This is a genomic window from Sulfitobacter marinus (assembly GCF_900116285.1).
GTDB lineage: Bacteria > Pseudomonadota > Alphaproteobacteria > Rhodobacterales > Rhodobacteraceae > Sulfitobacter > Sulfitobacter marinus.
The window spans coordinates 790657-817108 of record NZ_FPAJ01000001.1; the positions used below are offsets into that span (position 1 = coordinate 790657).

Here is a 26452-nt window from a genome sequence, read left to right on the forward strand (position 1 = left end):
TCGCCGAAGGCTTTAGGTAGTGCTTAGCCGAAATGAATAAAAGTAGATCTGAAACGATGACCTTGGACATGACACAGACATCCGACATTCCCGCGTTGATGGCAGACATTGGCCGCCGTGCCAAAGCCGCCGCCGCGACCCTTGGATTTGCCAGCGCCAATCAAAAACAAACCGCCCTTGAAAACGCCGCCGACGCCATGTGGGAGGCGCGCGCTGATATCTTGACCGCAAATGCGCAAGACATGGAATTTGGTCGCGACAAGGGGCTGTCTGACGCGATGATGGACCGTCTGTTGCTGGACGAGGGGCGCATCAAGGCGATCACCGACAGCCTGCGCAGCATTGCGGCGCAAAAAGACCCCGTTGGCGAGGTTCTGACCGAGTGGGACCAGGCGTCAGGTCTGCATATCCAGCGCGTGCGCACGCCTTTGGGTGTGATCGGCGTGATCTATGAATCGCGCCCCAATGTGACTGCCGATGCCGGAGCCTTGTGCCTGAAAGCCGGGAATGCGGTTATTCTGCGCGGAGGCTCGGAAAGCTTTCATTCCTCGCGCGCGATCCATGCCGCCTTGCAACAGGGGCTTGAGGCCGCTGGCCTGCCCAAGGACGCGATCCAGCTTGTGCCCACCCGTGACCGTGCTGCGGTCACCGAAATGCTGACCATGACCGATACGATTGACGTGATCGTGCCCCGCGGCGGCAAAGGGTTGGTCGGCCTTGTCCAGCGCGAGGCCCGTGTGCCGGTTTTTGCCCATCTCGAAGGGATCGTACACATCTACATCGACGAGGCTGCCGATCCCGAAAAGGTTCTAAAGGTCGTGTTGAACGCGAAAACCCGCCGGACAGGTATTTGCGGCTCGGCCGAATGTCTGCTGATCCACGAAAAAGTCGCGCGCACCATCGGTAGAGGTGTGATCAAAGCGCTGATCGACGCAGGCGTCGAAGTCCGCGCCGCGCCCCCATTGTCCGATATCGAGGGCACCGTGCCTGCGACCGATGAAGACTGGGGGCACGAGTATCTCGACATGATTATCGCCGCCAAAACCGTGCCTGATATCGATGGGGCCATCGCGCATATCCGCGAATTCGGGTCCAACCACACCGATTGCATCATCACCGAAGACGATGCGGCAGCGACCAAATTCATGACGCGTCTGGATTCCGCAATCTTGATGCATAACGCATCCACGCAATTTGCCGATGGCGGAGAATTCGGCATGGGCGCCGAGATAGGGATCGCCACCGGGAAAATGCACGCACGTGGCCCAGTGGGGGCCGAGCAGTTGACCAGCTTTAAATATCTTGTGCGCGGCGATGGTGCTGTGCGCAGCTAACCTACTGAATAGCGGGCCTTAAAACGACAACGTAATCTCGTTTTCGAGAATCTGGGACGTCACCTGTTTGCCCGCCTCGCGTGCGATGATCGGCAGCAACCCAAACTGTACCTGCGCTGGCCGCAGCTTGACCGCAGCTTGCCCGGTGGCCAGAACCGACCAAAGCTCAGCATCGATGTTGAGCTTTTCGGCCCGTCCGGTCAGCACCCATTTGGTGCCGGACGCGCTAACCGTAATGGTGCCACCGTAAGGCATACCCGTTTCCATACACAGCAGCGCTAAAAAGCACATCCGGGTCTCTGTCCGCCGTTGCGCCTCTTTCAGGGCCCAGTCGACATTCCAGCGTGTATTGTGGTGATAGTCATCCAGAATGCCGATGGTTTCCGGCACGCCGATAACCTGATTTTCTGCTGCACCAAATGCCACCCGAAAAAACCGTATGCGCGCACTGGCGCTGCACACACTATCACCAATAAGGCTCATTTCCGCGCTTGACCCGGTGCCCGCCATCGCAAGCAGTTCCAACCCGTTGTTGACAGCGCCGATGGGCGATATCAAATCATGGCAAATGCGGCTGCCCACCAACGCCGCAAGCTCGATCTCTGAATTAGGCATGCGTTGCCACCCCCGCTAAAGGAAACCCCATGGATGATCTGAATGCCATTTTGACGCCGGGCATGTTGGTACAGCACCCCGAACACCCAAACTGGGGTGTCGGACAGGTCCAAAGTAACATAGATGGTAAAGTGACAGTGAACTTTCGCAGCGAAGGCAAAATGGTCATAGATAGTTTCCGGGTCGGTTTGACGCCTGTCTTTGGTGACAGTTCTAGGTTAGCAAAAGGTTAATATCAGCCTAACCACTATAAGGCTACTTTGGCCATGTGCCTTCGACCACCACGACCAAGGAATCGCCCATTGACCATTGGAACCGCCGCAGATTTTGAGCTTAAGCTGGCCCAAACGCCAGCCGAGCTGCGCGCCGCGCAGCGATTGCGGTATGATGTATTCGTGACCGAATTGGGCGCGGGCGGTGCGCTTGTTGATCATGAACAGCAGCTCGAACAGGACCGCTTCGACGAATTTGTCGACCATTTGATCCTGTCGTGCAAGACCACTGGGCGGGTCGCGGGCGTTTACCGGCTCTTGCGCGCCGAGGCGGCTGAAAGGGCAGGTGGTTTCTATTCCGAGACCGAATATGATCTGGCCCCGCTCAAACATTCGGGCCGACGTCTGCTGGAATTGGGCCGCTCTTGTTTGCACCCCGATTACCGTGGCGGAATGGCGATGCATCATCTGTGGTCCGGTCTTGCCAGCTATGTCGCAGAGCACCGCATCGAAATCATGTTCGGCGTTGCCAGCTTTCACGGAACCGACATTTCAGCGCTTGCACAGCCCTTGTCATTGCTGCATCTGAACCATCTTGCGCCGCCCGATTTACGGGTGCGCGCCCACGAGGATGCCTATCAGGATATGAACATCATACCCGCCGAAGAACTGGATCGCCGCCGCGCCATGGTTCAGGTGCCCAGCCTGATCAAAGCCTATCTGCGCCTTGGCGGCTGCGTCGGCGATGGCGCGTTTATTGATCACAGCTTTAACACAACCGACGTCTGCCTGATCATGGACACGGCAAAACTCAGCAGCCGGCAGGCGCGCATCTATAGTGGATCGGCAAGATGAACGCACGTTGGGACGGCTCGGACCCACAGATCGAGCATCAGATTGGCCCGGTCGGGTGGCTGCGCGTTCTGGGGCGTGGTGTGGCGCTCGCGCTGCTTGTCACCATCGGCTTGATCATCCTGATGCTGATCCGGCTGGTTGAACGACCCTTGTGCGGGCAGGGCAGGCCGGTATCGCCCTATGTGACCCAAGCGGTTTGCCGCATTGCTTTCTGGATCATCGGGCTGCGCCGCCGCCGGATCGGCACCGCCATGCAGCACCCCGGTGCCGTGGTGGCAAACCACGCCAGCTGGCTGGATGTCTTTTCGCTGAATGCCAGCCAACGGATCTATTTCGTCGCTAAGTCCGAGGTCGCCAGCTGGCCCGGTATCGGCTGGCTGGCCCGCGCCACGGGCACTGTTTTTATCGAACGCAACCCCAAGCGCGCGCGCGAACAGACCGAATTGTTTCAACAGCGGCTGTTGCACAATCACCGTTTGCTGTTCTTTCCCGAAGGCACAAGCACCGACGGGCAGCGGGTTTTGCCCTTTAAAACAACGTTGTTTCAGGCCTTCATGGCCCCGCAGCTGCGCGATGTCATCTGGATCCAGCCAGTCAGCGTGACCTATAATACGCCGAACGGGTCAGATGACCGCTTCTATGGCTGGTGGGGCGATATGTCCTTTGGCGCGCATCTGCTGGCGACCCTCGCGGCTAAGGACCACGGGGTGGTGATTACACGCTATCACCAGCCGCTCAGGGTCTCTGACTTTTCCGATCGCAAAACACTGGCCATGACCTGCGAACGCATTGTCCGTGCCGGACATCAGGCCGACCTTTTAGGCAGCGATGCCTAGGCCAGCAACGCCAGTGGTACCGACAGAACCGCCGCAAGAAACACCGCTGCTGTAATCTCGTCCGGTTTCAAACCACCGGGCTGCGCGGTGCCTGACATCTCGACGGTGCCCCAAACCGTACCGTCAAACAGAATAGGAACGCCAATATACCGTTCAGGTTTGCGGCCGGTCAGGTCCACCGTTTTCGTCATCGGCGTCGCGTTGAGCACATCCGAGGTGACCATTCTCTTTTGCTGAATGATCTGTCCGGTCGTGTACAGATCGATATCCTTGACCGGCACAGATTGCGGCCAAAGAGCAGAGCTTGTGGCGCATAGCACGCGCACCCGCTTTTTGCGAAACTGCGTAATGCAAACATCTTCCATCCGCAAAGCATCACGCGCCAAAACCAAAAGCATCAGCAGTCGGTCGTTAATCAAGTAGCCTTGCTCGCCCAGGATATTTTGCACATCATGAGCAAATACATCGATCATCGGGACCGCCTTGGATCGAGAGATCACGCGCGGCGGTAGCGGGATGGGATCGTCCAAAAAAATAAGCTCCTTAGCAATACGGCTGGCAAAAATGGTTCAAAATCGCGCAATAGGGACCCAATAACAGCAAACATCGCAAAGCATCAACTTCTGCGAGAGGCTTTTTTGAAATTTCTCCTTTTTAGATGATATCGACGGTCATCCCTAGCCCGGAGGCCCGAAAACACCCCTTGTGCATAGGGAAAAACCATCCTATACGCGCGCTACTTAAACCCGCAGTCGGGGTTGGGCCTTTGAGGGAGAAATCCTTGAATGTCCGCCGGTTGGTCCCAACACGGGATCGAGACCCCCGACGAGGCAAAACCGGAAAGGTATAAAGACATGGCTCTTCCAGAGTTCTCCATGCGCCAACTGCTTGAAGCAGGCGTACACTTCGGCCACCAAACGCAGCGTTGGAACCCACGTATGGGTCCATTCATCTATGGCGCGCGTAACGGCATCCACATCATGGATTTGACACAGACTGTTCCAATGCTGGACCAGGCCCTGCAAGCCATCCGTGACACCGTCGCCAAAGGCGGTAGCATTCTTTTCGTTGGTACCAAGCGTCAGGCCGCACAGCCGATCGCTGATGCCGCAGAAAAATGCGCACAGTATTACATGAACCACCGTTGGTTGGGTGGCACATTGACCAACTGGCAGACTGTTTCCAAGTCGATCCAGCGTCTGAAATCCATCGACGAGCAATCCGAAAACGGCTTTACCGGCCTGACCAAGAAAGAGCGTCTTGGCATGGAGCGTGACCAGTTCAAACTGGAAGCTTCCCTTGGTGGTATCCGCGAAATGGGTGGCCGTCCTGACCTGATCTTCGTCATCGACGTGAAAAAAGAAGCGCTGGCCGTTGCAGAAGCCAACAAGCTGGGGATCCCTGTGATCGCCGTTGTTGACACCAACTGCTCGCCAGATGGCATCGATTATATCATCCCAGGCAACGACGACGCGGCACGCGCCATCGGCCTGTATTGCGACCTTGCAGCACGTGCAGCGCTTGACGGTATGTCCGCTCAGCTTGGTGCGGCCGGTGTTGACCTTGGTGCCATGGAAGAAGCACCCGAGGAAGAAGCATTGGTAGGCGGCGGCGTTGAAGTGGGCGCAGCATCCACCGAAACTGTTTCCAACGACGCAATGAGCGCCGACGCACCATTGGATATCGAATCCAAGCAGGAAACTGTAGAAGCGGCAAAGTCCTAAGCGACTGAACCCGGAGGCGGGCAGGGGACATTCCCCTGCCTGTCGTCAAACCGATACATTTTTGAGACATGAGTGCAGCCAAACCTGCCCCTCATATCATCCCAATTCAAGGAGAACCAAAGCGATGGCAATCACAGCATCCATGGTCAAAGAACTGCGCGACACCACCGGTGCCGGCATGATGGACGCCAAAAAGGCGTTGACGGAAAACGACGGTGACATGGAAGCCGCCGTTGACTGGCTGCGCACCAAAGGTCTGGCCAAAGCGGCTAAAAAATCCGGTCGCACCGCAGCAGAAGGTCTGGTCGCCGTTAAAGTCGAAGGCGGCCACGGTGTTGCAGTCGAAGTAAACTCCGAAACCGATTTTGTTGGCAAAAACGCCGACTTCCAGAAAATGGTTTCCGGCATTGCTGATGTCGCGATCAATGTCTCGGACGTTGACGCGTTGAACGCAGCCGACATGGGCGGCAAGCCCGTCTCGACCGTGATCACAGACGCCATCGCGACAATCGGTGAAAACATGTCCGTGCGCCGTATGCAGGCGCTCGATGGTGACATCGTTGTGTCCTATGTGCACAACGCCGCGGCACCTGGCATGGGCAAAATCGGCGTTCTGGTTGCCATGACCGGCGGAGATGAAGCGTTCGGCAAACAGGTCGCCATGCACATCGCAGCGATCAACCCAGCAGCCCTGTCCGAAGCTGATCTGGACCCGGCTGTAGTCGAAAAAGAAAAGCAGGTTCAAATGGATATCGCACGCGAATCCGGCAAGCCTGACGCCGTAATCGAAAAGATGATCGTTGGCCGGATGCAAAAATACATGTCCGAAGTGACATTGCTGAACCAGTCTTTTGTTGTGAACCCAGACCTGACCGTGGGTGCCGCCGCACAAGAAGCCGGCGCAACCATCACCGGTTTTGTACGTTTGGAAGTTGGCGAAGGCATCGAAGTCGTCAAAGAAGACTTTGCTGCCGAAGTTGCAAAAGCCGCCAAAGGCTAAGCGATCCAACAGCAAGATTGAGGGGCGGGGGCGCAGATGCGTTTCCGCCTTTTTTCGTTTAATACTAGCGGGTTAAATCGCCAAATGCGCCTTCAGTGCATCCAGTGCCAATACATAGCCCTGCGCGCCGAAACCGCAGATCTGACCCACCGCAACAGGTGCGATATAGGATTTGTGCCGGTATGCTTCTCGGGCGTGGATATTGCTCAGATGTACCTCTACCACGGGCAATTCGACCGACGAAATCGCATCCATCAGCGCAATCGACGTATGGGTATAGGCACCCGCGTTCAGGATAATTCCCGCATGGTTGCCCTTGGCCGCGTGAATGTGATCGATCATCGCACCCTCGTGGTTTGACTGCTCAAACCCGATCGTTAGACCCAGCGTATCGGCATGGGCGCGGCACAGCGCGTCGACATCCGCCAATGTAGTCGCGCCATACACCTCGGGCTGGCGTGTGCCTAAAAGGTTCAAATTAGGTCCGTTCAGGATCAGAATAGATGTCATAAGCCATGCCTTTTGTCGTCTTCCCGCAGGTTTAGCACAGCCGCCAACGCCTGTTTAGTCTTTCTTTTCAGGGAATTCGACGGGCCCGCCATGGTCTTTCCAGGTGGAGAAACCTTCTTTCAGATGTGTGGCCTCAAACCCCATGTCCTGCAATGTTGCCGTGGTGATGGCCGACCGCCAGCCCGACGCGCAATGAAAAACAAAGGTCTTATCCTCGCCGAAAATCGGTTTGAAATAGGGGCTATCCGGATCAACCCAAAACTCGATCATGCCGCGCGGCGCGTGAAAACTGCCCGGGATATAACCGCTGCGCTGGCGTTCGCGTATGTCGCGCAGATCGACGATCACAATCGCCGGATCCACCAGCATCGCGATCAAATCCGGGGTTTCGACCTCTCTGATCCGGGCACGCGCGGCCTGTACCATCTGCGCAGAGGAGATTTTCAATTTGGCCATTTTCAAACCCTTTCAAGCCAGCCGTCATCCGTTCACGACGGTATCGATACACATGAGATCGCGCCGACGCCTTCACGGCGAACTATGAACAGTAGATCAAGAGAGGTAAAGGCGGGCCAAGACAGTGAGGTTGATGTCAGGGCCTACAAAGGCCAGCACTATGTGAGACCACGGAAATAGACGCTTTAGGTGTTTTTATACTAGATACCAAAAGCTTAGTTGCGCACATCCATCACCATCTCAGCACATCAATATATTACATAATACCAATTATAAGTATTGTCGATATCCGTCCGTCCAATGCCCTGACGCTCTTGTTAGCCAGCCGTATAACGCCCGCCAACGGTATCAATCGCTTCGACGTTTTGTGCGGACGCCCCGTTAGGATCAAACTCTTTCTCCAGATACGCGTCGACAATCGTCTTGGCCAATTCAACGGCAATGGTGCGTGCGCCTAACGTGATAATCTGCGCATTGTTTGATGTGGCCGCTTTGCCGGCTGAATAGCTGTCGCTGACCAGCGCCGCACGAATGCCGGGTACTTTGTTTGCCGCAATACAAACGCCGATCCCCGTGCCGCAACACAAAATCGCACGGTCATACGTGCCGTCCACCACTTGCGATGCAACGCGATCTGCGAGATTGGCGTAATAGTCATCCGGGCCGTTCTCGGTGCGCGATATCTCGGAAACGTCGAAACGTGCTGACAGGTATTCCGCCAAGGCAATGGCCAATGGTTCTCCGGCGCTGTCGCCTGCGACTGCAATTTTCATGACATCTCTCCTAGTTGGTTTGCGCGGCAGCGCAGCGTTTCAAAATGTCCAGATAGCCGTCGACGTTCCATGCGGAGCGGCCAATGAATAACCCGTCGATGTTCGGACATTCGATAAGCTCGGCGCAGTTGCCCGGGTTGACCGACCCACCGTAAAGACATGGGACACGCCGCCCCAACACACGTGTTGCAACGTCTATAATCTCGGCATGACGGTCATCAGCATAGCCGGAACTGGCGGGCGTTCCGTTCTCTCCGATGGCCCAGACCGGCTCATATGCGAACAGAACTGTTGCATCATATTTGGATTCGGGGATCAGACCCAATGCGGCACGTACCTGATGTTCCAGTACTTCGGGCCCCTCGCCCGCGTTACGCTGGTCCAGCGTTTCCCCGATACAAATCAAAGGGATAAGGCCGTTTTTCACGGCGGCTGCGGTTTTGCGTCCGACGAATTCATCCGTTTCACCAAAGAACGCACGCCGTTCGGAATGGCCCAGTTCGACCATATCCGCCCCGCAATCGACCAACATTGGCGCCGAAATCTCGCCGGTCCAGGCCCCTTTATCGGCCCAATGCATATTTTGCGCACCTACCTTGACCGACGTAGCGGATAAAAGGTGTTTCACCTCTCGTAGCGTGGTGAATGGCGGGATGACAAACCGCTGGATGGTTGGATCCGCATCAATGTCAGCCTGCGCCAGCTTTGAAGCGAAAACCTCTGCCTCGGGCAGAGTCTTGTTCATCTTCCAACTGGTTCCGACCCATTTCATGCTTGAACGCTCCCGACCTCGCGTATTCATACCAACTGGTATGATCACATGATTATTATGCTTTTAGAGGTAATGCAAGATATCTCGGCGCGCTCGGGCACATCACAAAAACATCAATCCCTCAGCGGACGCGGATCAAATCGGGTGCCGTGATTAGCCCCATTTGGCCAGTGCTGCGGCCAGCTCTGGATGCGTGGTTGCAAAGGCTTCAAGCTCGGCGCCCTGCTCGGCGGCTTGCCACGCCTGTTTGATCGCTTTAACGCCCGCCGCCGCGCCCATGGGGTGCCCATGGATGCCGCCGCCGCCCAGATACATCAGATCCAGACTGCGCCCGGTGCGATTATAAGTCTCGACAGCCTGCCCGCCCCATTGACCCGAACACACCACTGGCAGCGCGCAGTCGTCTTCGCGGAAAATCGGGGTTGTGACATCCTCAAAGGACTTCACGAAACTCTCGTCCGGTTCCCAGTATTTGGCGCGTATGCCGTTAATTTGAAACTGATCTACCCCCAGCAACCGCCAGATTTTCTGATAGGCCCGAAACTCCATCCCCAGACCGGGATGGCGCGTTAGAATGTCCCAGCCATTGCGATGGGCATGTAGACAAAGCTGCGATCTCTTGCGCAGAAATGACATGCCGCCATAGCCGATAGAGTTGATGTTGATCACCGCTGCATTGCCGCCGGCTTCGACGACCAGATCATGGTTTTTCATCATCGTATCGGGATCGGCCGAGGAAATCCCAAATGCATACATCACCTTCTTACCGGTCTTTTGCTCGTGGTTTTTGATCACAGGCATGATCGCCTTTACGCGATCCGCGACAGAGGAATAGCCGGGGTTCATCAGCTTTTCATCGTCCTTGATGAAATCGACACCCGCATCACAAAGCAACTGCACGACCTCGGCAGTCTCGGCCGGCAGCAGCCCGAGCGAGGGTTTGATAATCGATGCGACAATCGGCCCTTTTTCAACCCCGGTCAGACGGCGCGACCCGGCGATGCCGAACTGCGGCCCCGGATGACAATCCCACGCCTGAGGCAGATCAATATCCATCACCCGAACCCCGCTCAGCCCGCGCACGGCGAACACGCCGCCAATGGTAATCGTCATCAAGGCCGCGATATCCGTAGAAACGGCTTCGAGCGGGTATGCGATCACGGCGTGCGCGCGGTTGTACGGCCCCTGCCCCTGCGCATCCGGCAGCGACGGTTGTTCGGCAGGCTCCAACGGGGTCAGCTTCACAACCCGCGCGGCACAGCGTTTGCGCACGGCCTCGGTCTCTCCGGGCAGCTCTGTAAAGGTGCCAGTTGATTGATCAGAGGCGATTTTTTCGGCCAAAGCGCCAACATCGCCTGACGTTTCAAGCCGGTAGGTTACGTGGATCCATTCGCTGTTCATAAGGGCTTGGGCCTTTGGTTGGTGTTGCGCTGTTACTGCCGTGGGCCGCCGCCATCGCGGACCCACCCGAAATAGTCTTGTGATCCCATTTGCCCACCCTTCAGTGCCAGCTCCAGGCCGTCGAACCCATTACTGGCGTGCACCCGGCAAATCGATGCGCCCGCAATGGTTGGGGCCAGCGCGGTTAGGGCAAATATCTCGAGCTGTTGCGTGACGCTGCCAGAGGTATCCCCACCCGACACGACAGCACGGCGGACACCGCAATCGGTCAATATCTGTTTGAGGATCAGCCCCAGAGTTTCGCCAATTTTCCGGTTAATCTCAGCCATGCTGTGAGAGGACTTCGCCACCGCCTCGATGAGCTGTGCCACCATCGGATCATCAGGCCCCGCCGCCGAATACACCAACGGATCGTGCCCCTTGGACAGTGCTTCCTTGGACGCGGCGATTACACGGGCCGCCTCGCGGTTTACCGCTTCGGGGTCACGGCAGAGTTGGGTCGCGTCAAATGCGATACACTCGAACCCGTTTTGCCGCGACCATTCAATCTGGCTGGCCGTTGTGGGCGATACCGACCCCGAGACGCACATCATAGCACTTGCCCTTCCGATGCTGGTCGGCGGTGCCGTCTGCGCGATAATTCCGGTCCGCTGCCAATGTTCAACCAGCGCATATTCAATTCCTTGCGAGCCGACGACAAAAGGCATCTGGCGACGGTTTTCCCATAGAATACGCCCTGCGATCGCATCCGTATCATCATTCACGCTATCAATCGAAACAAGCGATAATCCATCCGGCCGCGCGTCTGCCTGCGGCGTATAGCTGAAAGATGCGCCCATCTCATTGAGCGGTATCAACGTTGCGTCCAGACGCCCTGATTGCTTGAGGATATGTGCAGCGACATCGGGTTCCTGCATGGGCGTAACCGGGTGCCGGGCCATCACCGGGTGCTGATCCAAACGAAATATCCGATCGCCCATTCCCGCGAAAAGCTGGCCAAAGCATTGATATCTGAGCATTTTTGGGGCCGCGACAAGAACGGGGATTGATTGGCTATCGAAACAATCTGCGCCGATCTCTATGGCCTTTCCAATCGATCCGATATGCGGCGCGGAATCCAAGGTTGAGCATATCTTGTAGTGGAAAATTTCGGGCTCAAATGCCTTGATCCGGTCAAAGGCTGTGGGCAGATTCTGGTCCATCCAATCAGGCGTTTGCGCCCGCGCGGTCGACGCGACGCCAAACCCCTCAATACCGGGAAACTGGTCCAGTTGGTCGGGCGTCGGCACGTCCAAAAACAGGACGGTTTTGATACCAGCAAAGTTCAAAACCTCCATCGTCGCGGCCGCACCGGTAAAGTCGTCCGCATACCATGCGACACGCGGTTTCTGAGCAGGCAGGGGCGTATCGCCACCGCTCGGGGTGCTGATCTTTCTAGACATTCTCCATGACTAGTACCTTGTTATACCAGTTGTCAATTCAATCCATCATGGGCATCAAAATTGTCACGTACACGCGGCACGATGCCCCTGCTTTACGCCAGATACATCTCAATCGCGGCGCGTGTGATGTCGCGCAGATGGGGGCGCGCGTAGACCTCAACAAACCTACCGTTCAGCTGCTCGCCAATCAAAAATGGCAACGTCGTCACCTGCTCTTGCGCGCTCAGAACGCCGCTTTCCAAAAACGGATCAATATATTCCAGTGCAATCCCATAACGCTGTCCGCCTTCGGAGATTGGGACGTGTATCTGCAACCAGACCAGAAAACGCGCGACGTCTTTGGCAACAGCGAGCCAGCTTTCGCCTTGAATATCAACGCCATAGATCGTGCCCTGATGATAATGGGCATTCAAACCGACGTAATCGCTATGGGTCGCGGCCTGTACGACAGGCACGCCCCTTACCGCATCAGTTTGCCCCACCACGGACGCGCGCAGACGGTCCAAAAGCAATCGATCCGCCGGGACCGACACCCGATCTGTCTTGACCGATGTCATCTTTTTCACCCAATGTCTGGGGCCGAAACGGCTATCTCTTTTCCGGAATTCACAATAGCGGCGAAGCCATTCACCGCTTTGCCACACAAGCTGTCGCCGGGCATCGCCGGAGGCCTGTGCGATCTCGTCACCCAGCCGCTTTCCCGGCGCAAAGCTCAGCACAGCGATACCGTCCTCGGGCCAAGTGTAAAGGCACCGGTTCGCCTGATATCGCGGGTCGTCAAAGGATCGCTCTAGAAAGTCCAGCTCCACCTTGAGGTTGCGCAGAACCTGCGGCACATCGCCGTCGAAAAACCGTTTTACGACAGCATCTTCACCGTTGATCGTTGCCCGAAACACCCAGCTTTTCAAGCTAACTTTCAGGGCGTCGCCCAAGGTAAACCGTTGCACCTCGTGCTTGGTGTTCAAAACGGCGGTCAATGCCCCGCGCGCGTCTTCTTCTGCGCGTATTTTGTCGATCCACAACGGCGCTTCCAACCGCATAGCCCCAGCCCTTTCCGCTCAGTCCCTTGGCCAAGCATAGCGTGCCGGTGACCATGGTACAGGCGCAACTGGGATAGATACAACGAAAGGGCCTGATTTCAGGCCTTCAAGGGCGTTTCGGCCAATTATATCAGAAGCTTATTCACTCCAGCCGTGGACATGAACATCGCGTCCCGAATGCTCTTTCATAATCTTGACCGCCAGATCTTCGTGCTCTTTGTCTTTTACCCGGACCCACAGCAAAATCCCGCCATGTTCGATCTGGGTGGCATAATAGTCCTTGTGGTGCTGTCCCACGCGCCGGGCCAGCAGCGCGCCGACGATTGCCGCAGGTACGCCTCCGACCGCGATAGCAGCAATCGACGCGGCCAATGTGCTGGCCGCCGTGAGCATCGCCGCCATGGCAACATATGAACCTAGAAAGAAAAAACCGCCTGCGATGCCGCCTTCAAGCTCGCCGATTGCTTCTTCGGAAACGAATGCCGCGCGGGGCGCGTTCGGGTCGTCTTCCAGCTCGGGCGAGCGCCAATAAGCAGTGCCCAGCTTTTCCTTCAGCGTGTCCTCGCCGCCCAGAAGGCTGATGTCATACCGGCTGAAACCGACCATCCGCAAATCATAAAATGCCTTTTGCAGGTCTTCGTAACTGTCAAAAACGCCGACGGCCTCCGGGATTTTAATGACGGTGGGTTTGTGGTCTGGCTCGTTTGTCGCGGTCATGGGATCGTCCTTTTGGGCAATACGGGATTTGGCCCTAATCTAGACGGGCCGCCTGCCTGCATATTGATCCAAATCAACCCTGTGCCCCTGCCCTATATGACCAAGCGCGCGCCGATGTTTTCAGGTCCGCGCGACCGCCCAATCTGCCATCTCAGGCAAAAGGTCATTCAACACGCTTTGAAATGCGCCAACGATTTCAGCCACATCGTCCGAGGCAACCAGGGTCGTTTTCGTAAACCGCCGCGACGCAACCACCCGTTGGTTGCTGTCATTGATCAACGTCAGATCAAGATCGACAGTGACGTCGAATGTACCGCCGTCCAATGCGTTGACCTCAAAAGCGTCGATGCGCACCAGTAACGCCTTGTCCGGGATTGGCCCCGCGTCGCTGCGCCCGACATATGCGATACGCCCGGTGCCAGAGATGCTGCGTATCAACAAGGATTGCAAGACCGCCGGCAATTCATCGACCCAGCGGGCATCGGGCAGATAGGTAACCGACGCCGCACCCGGCTTGATCATAATCCGGTCCGTGGCCAGCGCAGCCGACGCTTGCGGGCGCGCGACCAGCAAGGTACGTGATCTGCGGCCACCGCTGGTGGATCCGGCGACGGGGTGCAGATCAAAGGTATCCAGCGGTGCTGCAGCGCTGTTGATCGACGATATCGCCGCGCAGCCGCTGAGCGTGGACACCGCCCCCAACAAAGCGGCGCGGCGGGTTATGGTTTGCATAGGTCTATCTCCTGTATTCAGGGACACGGCCGTCCAAGATAAAGCGGGCGGGATCGCGTTCAATGCGGCGCGTAAGACTGCCCAATGTGTCGATTAATATGCGCGCCTCGGTGGCGAGCTTTGTGAGTTCCGGCAGCCCCTTGTTGGCAAAATCGCCAATCCCCGGGGTACTGTTTGCCACAGCGTTCTGTATCTGCTGCACGACGGCATCACTGCGGGCGATCAGCGCGCGCAGTTCGGAGGTGATGGCAGGCATGTCGCGGGTCACGTCCGTTACGGCACGGCTGATCTCGTCCGCGGCCGCGCGGATATCGGTCATCATGGGTTCCAGATCGGTGTCCAGAACCTCCGTCGCCGCATCAAACGTGGTTTGCGCCGATCCAAGCGCACCATCGGCAGCAACGAGCGTGGTATCCAAGCGGGTCAAACTGCCTTGCGCCTGATTAAAGAGCGTTTTGGCAGACAGGAGCGCCGCCTGCACGTCATCCGCCATGGGGTCCAACCGCCCGGTAAAGCCCGTCAATTGCGCCGCGACGTCCTCAATAGCTTGGTTCGCCGTGGCAACGCCGCTGCGGATATCGGCGGTGATCGCAGGGACGTCATTCGCAACGACCGCGTTGATCGCATCAATCGCTGTTTTTGCATCTGCCAGAACCACACGCGCCTCGGCCACCAAAAGCGTCCCATCACCATCTACCAGATGGTCGAAACTGTCTGACGCTTCGGTTACGGCAGTAAAGGCGGTATTGGCCCCCTCAAGTGCTGTCTCAAGCTCAATCAGGCGCGCGTTCAGTAATTCAGCCGTCTGGGCAAACCCATCCAGTGTGGTGCCCGTGCGGTGCTGTACATCAGCAATCGCCTCATTCGCCTGCGCTGACGCCTGTGACACCAGCGCCAGAATCTCGGGAACCTGTTGCGATAACAGCGCCTTGGCCTGATCAAAGGTTTCTTTGGCGCTATCGATGGCAGCGACCGAACTTGTCAGCGCCTTGTCCGCTGTGCCAAACGTCACTGTGGCCGCTTCGAGCGTACTGTCAGCTTGCTCAAGGGTCGTTGTCACCGCAGCACCAATGCTATCAAGCCGGTCGGTAAACCGGGTGATCTGATCGGTCGCATCGCGCACTGTGCCACTGATCTTTGAAAAATCGCTCAGCGCCTCATCCAGACGATCGGAAGAGGTGTCGATATTGCGCAGGATGTTGGTCACATGTTCTTGGTTCTCGGGGCCTGCAAGGTTCTGAAACTGCACAAGCAGTTTCTTGGCCTCGATCAGAATGTCCGGCGCGTCTTCGACCAGCGTTTGCACGGTTGACCGGCGCGAGGGGATCATCCGCCAGCCATCAGCATTCGCAACCAGCGGCGGTGCCGTCGGCGTGCCCCCCGACAGCGAAATATACGCCACCCCCGTCACCCCCTGCGATTGCAGCTGGGCCACCGTATCGGACCGGACCGGCACATCGCCTTCGATCTCGATGGTCGCGAATACCTTTGACGGGTCCTCATCGGCTATTTTCAAACCGACAACCTTGCCGACCGAAATGCCATTGAACAAAACATCGCCCGACGTATCCAGCCCCGACACGTTTTCAAACAGAATACCGTAGGTTTGATATTGCTTGTTGATCTGAACGCTGGCCAACCAGATGAAAAACGCCAAGGTCCCAAGGATGGACAGCAGGGTGAATATCCCGATCAGGATATAATTCGCGCGGGTTTCCATCATTGCGCCCCTTCTCTTTGGGCAGAGGATAAAGCCGCCCGCGCACGGGGACCGTGGAAATATTCATGCACCCACGGGTGATCGACCTGCATCATGTCGTCCATTGTTCCTACGGCCAATACTTTTTGATCAGCCAATACCGCGATGCGGTCACAGATCGCATGCAGGCTGTCCAGATCATGTGTCACCAGAAACACCGTCAGCCCCAGCGAAGCCTGCAATTGTTTGATCAGGATATCAAACGCCGCCGCCCCGATCGGGTCAAGCCCTGCGGTGGGTTCATCCAGAAAGACAATCTCGGGGTCCATGGCAATGGCGCGGGCAAAACCGGCACGTTTGCGCATACCGCCAGACAATTCCGACGGGTATTTCGCCATCGCATTTTCCGGCAATCCGACCATGCGCACCTTGATACCGGCAAGCGTTTCACGCAAGTCGTCAGGCAAGGCCAACTGCTCGCGCATCGGTGCCTCGACATTTTGGCGCACGGTCAGCGATGAAAACAACGCACCGTCCTGAAACATCACGCCCCAGCGGCGGCGCAGGGCGCGAAACTCTGCGTCAGATGTGGACCGCACGCTTTGTCCGAACACCTCGATCTGGCCCGCATCGGGTTCAAGCAGACCAACAATGGCCCGCAGCAACACAGATTTCCCGGTGCCGGACCCGCCGACCACGCCAATGATTTCGCCTTGTTTCACATCCAGATCCAGACCGTCATGCACCGTGTGCGTTCCGAACCGCGTCACCAAACCGCGCACACGGATAATAGGGTCACTTACTGCTGTCATTACACACCCACCACCGCGAAAAAGACCGAAAACAACGCGTCCATCACAATCACCATAAAGATCGAAAGCACCACCGAGGCAGAGGTCAGCCGCCCCAGCGATTCCGCGTCGCCGCCAACTTTCATCCCCTCGTAACAACCGATAATCCCGATGATCAGCGCGAAAAACGGTGCCTTGATCATGCCAACGCTAAAATGCCAAACATCTGTGTTGTTGACCAGCCGCGTTTGAAACACCGCAGGGGACACCCCCATATCGATCCACGACATCAGCGCGCCGCCGACCAGACCGGAAATATCCGCGATGAACCCCAGTGCTGGCAACATCAGCATCAGCGCCAGCACGCGCGGCACCACAAGGATCGTCACGGGATCAAGGCCAAGAGTACGCATGGCGTCGATTTCTTCGCGCATTTTCATCGACCCAATAGACGCGGTAAACGCCGATCCCGACCGGCCCGCCACGATGATCGCCGTCAACAGGATACCCAGTTCACGCAGGATCGAAATGGCTATCAGATCAACAACAAACACCTCGGCACCGAATTGGCGCAGCTGTGCCGACCCCTGAAAGGCCAAGACCACCCCGATCAAGAAAGCCATCAACGCCACAATGGGCACCGCGCTCACGCCGATTTCCTGACAGTGATGCACCACCGATGTCAGACGCAACCGGCTGGGGTGACGGATAATACCGCCAAGCGTTGCAATCACCTGCCCCAGGAACGAGGTCAGCTCAACCGTCATGCGCAATGCGCGCACGACCTTGCGGCCATAGACTTCGAACCGGTCGGCGATGCTCAGAGGTTTGGCAGCGGCCGCGTCCTTGGGGGGCATGTTCTTTTCAACCGTCGCGATCAATTGCGCCTGCGCCTGAGACGCGCCCCGAATTTCGAGCGCGATATTGTGCCGTGCCGCCCGCATCTTTTGATCGATCAAGAACCACGCGCCTGCGGTGTCCATCTGGGATAAGTCCGTAATATCAATAGAATGGAACGGTTCAGCGGCGGCATGGCCCCCGCGCCCCTCAAGCTGCAGCAGCGTGTCGATCAGCAAACGCCCCGACAGGGTCAACGTCCCATCGAACGTCGAACTCTGGATCGTCTTGGCTGGCATGGCGGCGGGTTCAGTCATGCCATTTATCCTAAAGTGTCGGGGCTGTGGGCACCATCATTCTTTGTGACAGCAGCCCCTTGGTTGTATGGCGAAGACCCCGACAATGCGCCGATACCCTCACTAACATATTGCACTGCATCTGCCGCCTTACCGGCCAATCCGCGCAGGATGGTTATCGGTTTGCGGCGCAATTTTTACACAACGGGGTGTAAAGAACGGCGGTCAAACGGGCGTCGGAAATCGGCCCGCCGCATTTTTTACATACGCCATAGCTGCCATTCTTGATCCGCTCCATGGCGAGCCTAAGCAATGCAATTTCCTTTTGGGCGGCGATCCCGATGCCTTCGAGCACCTCATCGTCCTCAAGATCAATGGATTGATCGTCCATATCGGGCGATTTGGGCGTACCCAACTCGTGATCAACCTCGTGCATGCGGGCGTCTAATTCCTGCAATCGCGCCTTGATCAATCCGGCGTAGTGAGAGTGGTCAAGCATGTTGTATCCTTCATTATTCGCGAGGTGCGCCCCATTTCGGGGGCGAGGGTTCATGAGCCGCCGAAGCCGCCTGTCACACCTTGCAGGTCGAAATGCCCAGCAAGCGGTAGAGCGGGCAGAACCGGAAAATCCCGGTGACAACCAGCACCAGCCCCACCAGCAGGCTGCCATAGCCCAGCACTGGATTGCTCCAGATATCGGGGATGTTCAAAACCCGCGCACCGATCAGCGCAAGCCCAAGGATGATCCTTAGGGCGCGGTCGATATTTCCAACATTTACGTTCATTTTACTCTCCATTCTTACGGGTACTTAGTGAATACGAATATGCGGGCCTGCGGGGCTTTGGGCGGGCCCGCTGCCCATCAGCTCTGACAGATGTTTGGAGTATGAGGCGAAAACAAAGGCGCGGAACGCCTTGGATTCAAGCATCAGCGCGTCGAATACATTGCAGGGGATCAACACCGCCTCGACGTCGGTTTCGGCAACCGCTTGAACAGCGCGGCCACGATAGGCCAGTAAACAGGCCGAGGTCAAAACGCAGCTCTCGCCGGAATGGATATGGTACATCGCGATTTTCCGGCCCATCGGCGAATATTGCTGCACCCGAACGGTGCCGGTCACGACAAGCAACAGGTTATCGGTCACGTTATCCGCGCCTGATATCGCAGCACCCTGCGCGCGCGTTATCAGGCGGGCGTGCCGGTCAAGCTGGTCCGACACATCGTCAGATATCCCGGCTAGATCCGGAAATGCAGCGCGCCATTCGTGTTTTCTGATCATATTTTCACCTGTGTTTCGGTCAGACTAAACGTCGAGACACGCGGCGGATTGATCTAGGTCAACGCAGAACCTTTGGCAGCATTTCGGGAATATCCACTGCGATCAGGCCGGGGCCAAAGGCCTCGGCGCAGCGAAAATGCAGCTCGGCTGCAAGGCAGGCCGCATCGAACGCATCAAAGCCTCGGGCCAGCAGGCCGGTGATAAAACCCGATAGCACATCCCCCGATCCCGCCGTGGCCAACCAACTGCTGTGTTGGAAACGCTTGGAGGATACGATCATGGGCGCGTGCGCGGGCCTTGCAACCACGGTATCGGGCCCTTTGAACAGAACAACGCAGCCGGCTTTCTTTGCGGCATGCTGGGCAAGGGTCACGCGGCAGGATGTTGTGTTGAATGCCTCTGGAATAAACCGGCGCAATTCGCCCTCATGCGGGGTCATGACACTTTGCGGATTGGAAATGCCGGGCAGCGGATCGCCCCTGTCTGACAGATGGGTGATCGCATCGGCATCGATGCACATCGGCAGCCCCAGCGTCAGCGTCTGCCCGACCTGCGTTTTGTTGCCGGATGACAATCCCAGATTAGGGCCAATGCAAATCGCCTGTGGCTTGATCCCCGTGAGATGGTCCTGAAATTCGCCGTCCTGCGTGTAGGGTTTAACCATAATTGCATTCAACTGAGCGGCATGTTCGGCCACCGCATCACTGCGACATACCACACTGACCAGCCCTGCCCCGATCCGCAACGCACCTCTGGCGGCCAGCCGCGCGGCACCACCTTGACCAAAGGGACCGGCAATAACCGCGGCGTGCCCATAGCGGTGTTTATGGGCCGCGCCCGATTTTTGCAGCGACCGCCAATGGGTATCGGTCATCTCAAAAACGGGTGTTTGGTCTTCTAAACGGGTCATCGACGGCTTTCAGCTGGCTTTGAAGTGCTGCGCGTTGGGGCAATATGCGCCCCTAACTCAATCAAATCGCCTCGAGACGCGCAAGGCGGCGCATCATCGCGTCCCGTTCTTCCAGCAGGTCCAGCACCAAGGCAACGCCCGCAGTATTGATCCCCAGATCGCGGTTAAGCCGCCGCGCCTTTTTCGCACGCGAAATGCTGGCCCCTATGAACCGCCAATCGCCGCTGTTGCTGCCCATCGGATCAATCACACCATGTTCGACAAGTTCGATGACCCATGTTTCATCAGCCTGACAAAACCGGCATAGGTCAGGCAATGACAGCGCATCAACGACGTCTGACTTTATCGTTGTCTTTTTCATTTCATTTCCCTCCAAGCCCGACCCGCGGATCAAAGGCCATCTCTTTGGCCATTTTCTCGAAGAACGCGCGTGCCTCTTCTGTTTCAACTTTCGGATTTACGATCTTCAACGTGGCATAGATATTGCCCGGAGGTTTGCCGGGCAGCCCCTTGCCTTTCAGTCGCATTTTCTGGCCTGATCGCGCATTTTTGGGAATACGCAGATCGACCTTGCCACCGGGGGTGGGCATCACGACCTGCCCCCCCAATGCGGCCTCCCATGGGGTGATGGGCAGATCAAGGTAAAGGTCCCGCCCGTCCGGCCGGTATATGGGATGCGGCGCAAAGGCGACCTCAAGAAACAGATCACCTGCGCCCTGCGCACCCGGTGCGCCTTGACCTGCCAGCCGAATATGCTGCCCCTGCGATACCCCCTTGGGCACGTGGACGGACAGTTTGCGATCTTGCATGGTGACGGTGCCGTTTGGGCCCACAACCGGCGATCTTAGGCTTAAGGTGCGATCAGCACCACGATAGGCATCCTCGATCGAGATTTCGATACGCCCGTGGCTGTCGGCACCACGGCCACCGCCCATACCCATACCGCCCATACCGCCTGACGGACCAGCGCCCCGGCGAAACAGGCTTTCAAAGAAATCGCTGAACCCTTCGTCGCTCTCTGGCCCGCCTTCAGAGAATGAAAAACCACTGTCCCAGCCGGGCGGCGGCTGATAGCGGCCCTGGCCTTGCGGCGGCTCCTGGCCTAGTTGGTCATAGGCCGCGCGGCGTTCGGGGTCTTTTAGAACCTCATAGGCCTCGTTCACATCTTTGAACTTTGCCTCGGATTCCGCATCTGAATTGATGTCGGGATGGTATTTGCGCGCGCCCTTGCGGAACGCCTTCTTGATCTCGTCATCGCTTGCATCGCGTGCGACGCCAAGCACCTTGTAGTAATCTTTGAAATCCATTTGCCAATCGTCCATTGAAAGTTGTTGATTTCATAATGCCCGCAAATTTCAGCCGCCGTTTGATCTGTATCATTTCTTTGGTTCAGCGGGCTGTTAACCTCTACACAACTGCCCCACCCGTTGACGGGGTGCATTTTTGGAACGGAGAACAGCATGAAGCGCCGCACGATATTATTTGTGATGAACATCGACACCGCCGACACCCTGATCAGCGCGGCCGCCGAAGCCGCAGCCGAGCAAGGCCACCGTTTGGTTTGCCTAATCTTGGGCGCATCGCCATTCTTTCCGGTCTATGTATCGCCATACGGGGCCGGCACCGTCCCGGATAACTGGAGCGAACTGGTTGCAGAGGTACAACAAACCCAACAAGACCGCGTCCAAGAAGTCGAAGCGCTGCTGGCCAAAAGCAATGCAGCGGGCGATGTGCAGTCGGTCATCTGCGCCACTGCCGATGCAAAACATGCCGTCGCACGGTTCGCACGGGTCTGCGACGAGGCGTATCTGGCCGACAACCTGCGCGACACGCCAGACTTTCTGCGCGAAGCTGCGTCGGGTGTTTTGTTCCACTCGCCGATCGGGCTGCGCATCAACGGGTCAATCGCCGACAAGATCGCCCGTGTTTTTGTCGCTTGGGATGACAGTGAGGCCGCAGCAAGCGCGCTGCACGCCGCCCTGCCCTATCTGATCGAGGCGAAAGAAGTGCTGATCGCCAGCATCGATCCGGTGATGATGGCCGACGCAGATGGTCAGGATCCCGGCACCGATGTCGCCGCATGGCTAAGCCACCACGGCTGCAACGTCACCGTTTCACAGTACCCAAGCGGAAAACTATCTATCGAAAAATGCATTCAGGACCGCGCGCAGGAATTCGGGGCCGACCTTGTGGTCATGGGGGCCTATGGGCACGCGCGGATGGTTCAAGCCGTTCTGGGCGGCACGACACGGTCGATGATTGAGCAAACGGACCTGCCGGTGTTCTTGGCGCATTGATGCGCTGTTTTCCCATCGCATAGCGTATCACAACGACATTTCAGACGGCGGGCCGCAAGACAGCAGCGGCCCGCTTTCAATGCATTTAAAAGCATCAGATTTTGAATGCCTTAAACAGGGAAGTTCCCATCATCAAACGGATCATAAGCAGGATCCTCGGGCCCGATGTCGGGCTGCGGAACCTCTGACGGGGCAGGGTTTTGCTGTGGATCTTGCGGCCCGGTTGGCTGCGGCGGCTCTGGGGCTGGCTTGGGATCGTTTGGCGCGGGCACTTCCTTGGCAGGCTTGTCGGAAGGCGGACGAGAATTTGCGTTGGACATGATTTTTCCTTTGCTTGAGGCCGGGACCAAACTACCGCTCCTTTGCAGGCCTGACTTGATCGGCATCAAGTGCACCCGATCAACAATTGATGTGCGTCAATCTGGAAGACCACGAATCGTGTAATCGTTTTCTCAGGTACTGGGGGCATTGCTACCGCCCCTACACCAATTTGCGCCTAAACCGACCGCAATAAGCGCAGCAAAACAGATTTCAAATTGGCCGTTTTCATTCTCAGCAAAGCGGCGCGCATGAACGTTAGAAATAGAGTTGGAGATTTTCCATGACCATGAACCCTACCGAAGAATTCCCATTCGCTGACGGCATAAAACGCGGTCGCAACGTGATGATTGCCCTTGGCGTCGTGATGATCATTGTCGGCTTTACCGCCATCGTCTTTCCCTTCATCAGCACATTAAGCGTCGTGTGGATCACAGCAGTCATGCTGATCATTGCCAGCATCGCGCAAACGATAGGTGCGTTCAGCTACCCCAAGTGGAGCGGCGTCATCCTGGGCCTCTTGGTCGCCGCCGTCTGGCTGTTTGCCGGGGTGTATTTGATGTTCTTCCCATTGGAAGGGGTGGTTGTCCTGACCATTGTCCTCGCCGCGATGTTCTTGACGGAAGGTGTCATCAAGACAGTTCTTTCGTTCCGCATGCGGCCGCTGTCCGGTTGGGGCTGGCTTCTTTTTGACGGTCTGATCACCGCCCTTTTGGGCGGCCTGTTGATCTGGCAGATGCCATCTGCCGCACTCTGGGCCTTGGGCACGTTGGCGGGGATCAGCATCATGATTTCAGGCTGGAGCTTTGTGATGATCCCCATCGCGGTAAGCCGCGCCTTTGGCGATTTTTCTGAAACCGACCACGCCATTTGACCGAATATCAAACCCGCCTTGGAGGATGGACCTCCTATCTGGAAAGATAACCCTAAGGCATGCATCAGGAGAGTGACATGAAAAAGAAAGCAGACATTTCCCCCTATACAGAATGGGTCAAAAGCCGCCTCGACGAGATGGAAGCCGTATTGAAAGTCTTTGAAAATACGGTCGAAGGCGTCAAGAAAGATACAAGCAAGAATGCCGATCAGGCGATTAAGGACATGAGGAAGCGCCGCGATGCGTTTAGGGCCAAGCTGAAGGCTGAATACAAAGACGACGCGGAGGTTTGGAAAGAAACAAGTGCGAAACTCGAAGCGGAATGGGACGCGTTCGAGGATGATATAGAGGCCTATTGGAAAGACGTGGGCGAAAAAGCCGATGCAGTCGCAGACACGTTTAAGGCACAGGCCGAAGCCCAGCAAAAAGCATGGAACGATACCGCAGAGCGCATCAGGCAGGCTGCCGCCGACCTCAAGGCAGAACGCGATGCCGAAGTCGACGCAGCCGTCGCCAAAGCGGACCATATTGCCCAGAATGCCGGGGCAAAGCTTGAAAACATGAGTGACGCAAGCAAGGCCTCATGGGCCGCATTACGGTCCGCTTTGACCGAATCCCGTTCCGCTTTTGATGCTGCGAATGCAAAAGCCCAAGCAGCGTTTAAAGATGCATGGAAGAAGAACCAGAAAACCTGATCCTCCCTTAGGTGCCTATCAGGGCGCGCAGGGTAAAGTTATGCCATATTGGGGTGCCGGGCCATATTCCGCCCGGCACCCCGTTTTTTCACCACGCGACAGCCACCGTTTGACCAAGGAAGCAACGCCATATGACACGAGCCGCTAATGACTGGGTGAAAATTGCGCTGCTGATCTGCGCTGTTTTTGGTCTGGTGTCGGGTATTGCCCTCTATTTGGCTGGCCAAGCTGATCTTGCCACGCTGCTATGGACTGTAGGCGTGGTGCCCGTGCTGATCGCCCTGCTGGTCGAGATTTTGCGCAGTCTGTCGCGCGGTGATGTCGGGTTGGACATCGTTGCGGCACTGTCGATGACCGCGGCCCTTGTCTTTGGCGAAACCCTTGCGGCGGCGGTTGTTGCGGTGATGTATTCCGGCGGTACGTTTCTGGAAATCTTTGCCCAAGGCCGCGCGCGCCGCGAAATGCACGACCTGCTGGCGCGGGTGCCGCGCACCGCGACGCGGCACAAAAACGGCAGCCTCGAAGATATCCCGCTTGAGGATATCGAACCGGGGGATCTGCTGTTGATCCGCAAGGGTGACACCGTGGCGGTCGACGGGACGGTCGCGTCAGATATTGCCTTTGTCGACACATCCGCGCTGACCGGAGAATCCTTGCCAGCACGGCTTGCGCGCGGCGCACCGGCGCTAAGCGGGTCCACAAATGCGGGCGACCCGTTCGAACTGACGGCGACACACCGCGCCAGCGAAAGCACCTATGCCGGCATCATGCGCCTTGTCGAAGAAGCCCAACGTTCCAAAGCGCCGATGGCGCGGCTGGCTGATCGCTGGTCGCTTGGCTTTCTGGTCGTAACAGTGGCAATCGCCTTTGCCGCGTGGTGGTTTACGGGCGATCCAATCCGCGCCGTGGCCGTTCTGGTGATTGCAACGCCCTGCCCGCTGATCCTTGCTGTGCCGGTTGCGTTGGTCGCAGGACTGTCGCGCGCCGCGCATTTCGGGGTCCTGATCAAAGGGTCGGGCGTGCTGGAAAAAATGGCGCGCATTCGGACGCTGATTTTGGACAAGACCGGCACCTTGACCGACGGGCGGCCCCGGATCGTTGAAATTCAAACCTCTGGGGATATTGGTGAAAATGACATGCTCTGCCTTGCCGCAGCGCTTGACCAGACCTCGACCCACCCGGTCGCGCAGGCCATCGTTGCCGCCGCCAAGGCGCGCGATTTGTCGCTGCCCGTTCCTTCCCAAGTGATCGAGACCCCGGGCGAAGGTCTCTCTGGCCAGATCGACGGACGCAATGTCATCGTCGGCGGAGAAAGCTTTGTGACCCATCAGGTCGGTGCGACAGTACCGTCGGATTTGTCGCGCACGGCGGGGTCCGTCGTCGTTGCTGTCGCGGTAAATGGCGTGATGGCGGGGCATCTGGTGATGGCAGATCCCCTGCGCGAGGGGATTGCCGCCATGCTGGCCAATCTTCGCCGGATCGGCGTTGGGCGGATATTGCTTGCCACCGGCGACCGCGTGGCGGTGGCCGAACAGGTGACCAAGGATTTGGGGCTGGACGCAATCCGGGCCGATCTGACCCCGGAACAAAAGGTGCTGCTGGTCCTGACTGAACGCAAGAATGGCCCGGTGATGATGGTCGGCGACGGCGTGAACGACGCCCCTGCCCTAGCTGCTGCCGATGTGGGCGTGGCAATGGGCGCACGTGGCGCTGCGGCATCGGCCGAGGCGGCAGATGTTGTGCTACTGATTGACCGTGTTGACCGGCTGGCCTTGGGTATGGATATCGCGGGCAGATCCCGGGGCATTGCCTTGCAAAGTGTGGTCGCGGGGATCGGGTTGTCAGTGATCGGCATGATCGCGGCGGCCTTGGGTTATCTGACGCCCGTTCAGGGCGCGCTGATCCAAGAAGTGATCGACGTAGCCGTTATTCTGAACGCCCTTCGCGCGCTGCGGATCACGCCCTTGGCGACGTAAACCCGCCAGCCGGACAGCGCAAAACACGTGCATGACAGGCCGATGATTGATGCAGGTCAA

Annotated in this window: 31 protein-coding genes; 10 read left to right on the forward strand and 21 right to left on the reverse strand. The window is 57.3% G+C overall.

Annotation, left to right across the window (positions count from 1 at the left end):
* The first annotated feature begins 68 nt into the window (after positions 1 to 68).
* The gene (locus BM347_RS03870; RefSeq protein WP_245764174.1) at positions 69 to 1334 is read left to right on the forward strand and encodes a glutamate-5-semialdehyde dehydrogenase; all 1266 of its coding nucleotides are present in this window, start codon (positions 69 to 71) and stop codon (positions 1332 to 1334) included.
* A gap of 18 nt (positions 1335 to 1352) precedes the next feature.
* Here the strand turns inward: BM347_RS03870 and BM347_RS03875 are convergent, their stop codons facing one another.
* Positions 1353 to 1949, reverse strand: a complete 597-nt coding sequence (locus tag BM347_RS03875; RefSeq protein WP_093915060.1) for a histidine phosphotransferase family protein — start codon at positions 1947 to 1949, stop codon at positions 1353 to 1355.
* A 29-nt stretch (positions 1950 to 1978) separates the two neighbouring features.
* Here BM347_RS03875 and BM347_RS03880 point away from each other — a divergent pair, with 29 nt between their 5' ends.
* The 3 genes from BM347_RS03880 to olsA all read left to right on the forward strand — a co-directional run bounded on the left by BM347_RS03880 (position 1979) and on the right by olsA (position 3852).
* Positions 1979 to 2182, forward strand: coding sequence for a DUF3553 domain-containing protein (locus BM347_RS03880; RefSeq protein ID WP_093915061.1), 204 nt, complete (start codon positions 1979 to 1981; stop codon positions 2180 to 2182).
* 69 nt (positions 2183 to 2251) lie between these two features.
* Positions 2252 to 3016 carry an L-ornithine N(alpha)-acyltransferase gene (gene olsB / locus BM347_RS03885; RefSeq protein ID WP_093915062.1) on the forward strand — a complete coding sequence of 255 codons (765 nt, stop codon included), beginning with the start codon at positions 2252 to 2254 and terminating at the stop codon, positions 3014 to 3016.
* A complete protein-coding gene (gene olsA, locus BM347_RS03890; protein WP_093915063.1) occupies positions 3013 to 3852 on the forward strand; it encodes a lyso-ornithine lipid O-acyltransferase in 840 nt (279 codons plus the stop codon). Before olsB ends, olsA begins: the two co-directional genes overlap by 4 nt.
* Here olsA and BM347_RS03895 read toward each other — a convergent pair.
* Positions 3849 to 4325 carry a GAF domain-containing protein gene (locus BM347_RS03895; protein WP_139226445.1) on the reverse strand — a complete coding sequence of 159 codons (477 nt, stop codon included), beginning with the start codon at positions 4323 to 4325 and terminating at the stop codon, positions 3849 to 3851. The two genes, olsA and BM347_RS03895, sit on opposite strands and share 4 nt — an antisense overlap.
* 381 nt (positions 4326 to 4706) lie before the next feature.
* Here BM347_RS03895 and rpsB point away from each other — a divergent pair, with 381 nt between their 5' ends.
* Together rpsB and tsf are read left to right on the forward strand one after the other, a co-directional pair.
* Positions 4707 to 5576: a 30S ribosomal protein S2 gene (rpsB, locus tag BM347_RS03900; protein ID WP_093915416.1), complete on the forward strand. Its 870-nt coding sequence runs from the start codon at positions 4707 to 4709 to the stop codon at positions 5574 to 5576.
* A gap of 124 nt (positions 5577 to 5700) precedes the next feature.
* The gene (tsf, locus tag BM347_RS03905) at positions 5701 to 6576 is read left to right on the forward strand and encodes a translation elongation factor Ts (RefSeq protein ID WP_093915065.1); all 876 of its coding nucleotides are present in this window, start codon (positions 5701 to 5703) and stop codon (positions 6574 to 6576) included.
* 72 nt (positions 6577 to 6648) lie between these two features.
* On the opposite strand, the gene aroQ is transcribed toward tsf, so the two are convergent.
* From aroQ to BM347_RS03995, 18 genes are all read right to left on the reverse strand, one after another.
* The gene (aroQ, locus tag BM347_RS03910) at positions 6649 to 7086 is read right to left on the reverse strand and encodes a type II 3-dehydroquinate dehydratase (RefSeq protein ID WP_093915066.1); all 438 of its coding nucleotides are present in this window, start codon (positions 7084 to 7086) and stop codon (positions 6649 to 6651) included.
* Between the two features lie 54 nt (positions 7087 to 7140).
* Positions 7141 to 7542, reverse strand: coding sequence for a rhodanese-like domain-containing protein (locus BM347_RS03915; protein WP_093915067.1), 402 nt, complete (start codon positions 7540 to 7542; stop codon positions 7141 to 7143).
* Between the two features lie 317 nt (positions 7543 to 7859).
* Positions 7860 to 8315 carry an RpiB/LacA/LacB family sugar-phosphate isomerase gene (locus tag BM347_RS03920; protein ID WP_093915068.1) on the reverse strand — a complete coding sequence of 152 codons (456 nt, stop codon included), beginning with the start codon at positions 8313 to 8315 and terminating at the stop codon, positions 7860 to 7862.
* 10 nt (positions 8316 to 8325) lie between these two features.
* Positions 8326 to 9060: a triose-phosphate isomerase gene (locus tag BM347_RS03925; protein ID WP_245764175.1), complete on the reverse strand. Its 735-nt coding sequence runs from the start codon at positions 9058 to 9060 to the stop codon at positions 8326 to 8328.
* A 180-nt stretch (positions 9061 to 9240) separates the two neighbouring features.
* Positions 9241 to 10488 carry a 3-oxo-isoapionate-4-phosphate decarboxylase OiaX gene (gene oiaX / locus BM347_RS03930; RefSeq protein ID WP_093915070.1) on the reverse strand — a complete coding sequence of 416 codons (1248 nt, stop codon included), beginning with the start codon at positions 10486 to 10488 and terminating at the stop codon, positions 9241 to 9243.
* A gap of 32 nt (positions 10489 to 10520) precedes the next feature.
* Complete coding sequence (locus BM347_RS03935) at positions 10521 to 11930, reverse strand: four-carbon acid sugar kinase family protein (protein WP_093915071.1); 1410 nt, start codon at positions 11928 to 11930, stop codon at positions 10521 to 10523.
* A 92-nt stretch (positions 11931 to 12022) separates the two neighbouring features.
* The gene (locus BM347_RS03940) at positions 12023 to 12970 is read right to left on the reverse strand and encodes a hypothetical protein (protein ID WP_093915072.1); all 948 of its coding nucleotides are present in this window, start codon (positions 12968 to 12970) and stop codon (positions 12023 to 12025) included.
* Positions 12971 to 13108: 138 nt separating this feature from the next.
* Positions 13109 to 13687, reverse strand: a complete 579-nt coding sequence (locus BM347_RS03945; RefSeq protein ID WP_093915073.1) for a hypothetical protein — start codon at positions 13685 to 13687, stop codon at positions 13109 to 13111.
* A gap of 120 nt (positions 13688 to 13807) precedes the next feature.
* Positions 13808 to 14419 carry an ABC-type transport auxiliary lipoprotein family protein gene (locus BM347_RS03950; protein ID WP_093915074.1) on the reverse strand — a complete coding sequence of 204 codons (612 nt, stop codon included), beginning with the start codon at positions 14417 to 14419 and terminating at the stop codon, positions 13808 to 13810.
* 4 nt (positions 14420 to 14423) lie between these two features.
* The gene (locus tag BM347_RS03955) at positions 14424 to 16142 is read right to left on the reverse strand and encodes an MlaD family protein (RefSeq protein WP_245764176.1); all 1719 of its coding nucleotides are present in this window, start codon (positions 16140 to 16142) and stop codon (positions 14424 to 14426) included.
* Entirely contained in the window at positions 16139 to 16930 is a 792-nt protein-coding gene (locus tag BM347_RS03960) for an ABC transporter ATP-binding protein (RefSeq protein ID WP_093915076.1), read from the reverse strand. The genes BM347_RS03955 and BM347_RS03960 overlap by 4 nt, the downstream gene beginning before the upstream one ends.
* Entirely contained in the window at positions 16930 to 18063 is a 1134-nt protein-coding gene (locus tag BM347_RS03965; protein WP_093915077.1) for an ABC transporter permease, read from the reverse strand. Before BM347_RS03965 ends, BM347_RS03960 begins: the two co-directional genes overlap by 1 nt.
* A gap of 154 nt (positions 18064 to 18217) precedes the next feature.
* The gene (locus BM347_RS03970; RefSeq protein ID WP_093915078.1) at positions 18218 to 18541 is read right to left on the reverse strand and encodes a TraR/DksA family transcriptional regulator; all 324 of its coding nucleotides are present in this window, start codon (positions 18539 to 18541) and stop codon (positions 18218 to 18220) included.
* A 73-nt stretch (positions 18542 to 18614) separates the two neighbouring features.
* Positions 18615 to 18827, reverse strand: a complete 213-nt coding sequence (locus BM347_RS03975; RefSeq protein ID WP_093915079.1) for a YgaP family membrane protein — start codon at positions 18825 to 18827, stop codon at positions 18615 to 18617.
* Between the two features lie 24 nt (positions 18828 to 18851).
* Positions 18852 to 19322 (reverse strand): Crp/Fnr family transcriptional regulator, encoded by a 471-nt coding sequence (locus BM347_RS03980; protein WP_093915080.1) that lies wholly within the window; start codon positions 19320 to 19322, stop codon positions 18852 to 18854.
* A 58-nt stretch (positions 19323 to 19380) separates the two neighbouring features.
* Positions 19381 to 20232, reverse strand: a complete 852-nt coding sequence (locus BM347_RS03985; RefSeq protein WP_093915081.1) for an NAD(P)H-hydrate dehydratase — start codon at positions 20230 to 20232, stop codon at positions 19381 to 19383.
* Between the two features lie 61 nt (positions 20233 to 20293).
* Positions 20294 to 20593 carry a chaperone modulator CbpM gene (locus BM347_RS03990; RefSeq protein ID WP_093915082.1) on the reverse strand — a complete coding sequence of 100 codons (300 nt, stop codon included), beginning with the start codon at positions 20591 to 20593 and terminating at the stop codon, positions 20294 to 20296.
* Position 20594: 1 nt separating this feature from the next.
* The gene (locus BM347_RS03995) at positions 20595 to 21554 is read right to left on the reverse strand and encodes a DnaJ C-terminal domain-containing protein (protein ID WP_245764177.1); all 960 of its coding nucleotides are present in this window, start codon (positions 21552 to 21554) and stop codon (positions 20595 to 20597) included.
* Positions 21555 to 21692: 138 nt separating this feature from the next.
* Here BM347_RS03995 and BM347_RS04000 point away from each other — a divergent pair, with 138 nt between their 5' ends.
* Positions 21693 to 22529 carry a universal stress protein gene (locus BM347_RS04000; protein ID WP_093915083.1) on the forward strand — a complete coding sequence of 279 codons (837 nt, stop codon included), beginning with the start codon at positions 21693 to 21695 and terminating at the stop codon, positions 22527 to 22529.
* A gap of 110 nt (positions 22530 to 22639) precedes the next feature.
* On the opposite strand, the gene BM347_RS04005 is transcribed toward BM347_RS04000, so the two are convergent.
* Complete coding sequence (locus BM347_RS04005) at positions 22640 to 22849, reverse strand: hypothetical protein (protein WP_139226446.1); 210 nt, start codon at positions 22847 to 22849, stop codon at positions 22640 to 22642.
* 281 nt (positions 22850 to 23130) lie between these two features.
* Here BM347_RS04005 and BM347_RS04010 point away from each other — a divergent pair, with 281 nt between their 5' ends.
* The 3 genes from BM347_RS04010 to BM347_RS04020 all read left to right on the forward strand — a co-directional run bounded on the left by BM347_RS04010 (position 23131) and on the right by BM347_RS04020 (position 26392).
* On the forward strand, positions 23131 to 23721 hold the full coding sequence (locus BM347_RS04010; protein ID WP_093915085.1) for an HdeD family acid-resistance protein: 591 nt from the start codon (positions 23131 to 23133) through the stop codon (positions 23719 to 23721).
* 77 nt (positions 23722 to 23798) lie between these two features.
* Positions 23799 to 24416 carry a sll1863 family stress response protein gene (locus BM347_RS04015; protein ID WP_139226447.1) on the forward strand — a complete coding sequence of 206 codons (618 nt, stop codon included), beginning with the start codon at positions 23799 to 23801 and terminating at the stop codon, positions 24414 to 24416.
* A gap of 131 nt (positions 24417 to 24547) precedes the next feature.
* Positions 24548 to 26392 carry a heavy metal translocating P-type ATPase gene (locus tag BM347_RS04020; RefSeq protein ID WP_093915087.1) on the forward strand — a complete coding sequence of 615 codons (1845 nt, stop codon included), beginning with the start codon at positions 24548 to 24550 and terminating at the stop codon, positions 26390 to 26392.
* Positions 26393 to 26452 lie beyond the last annotated feature (60 nt).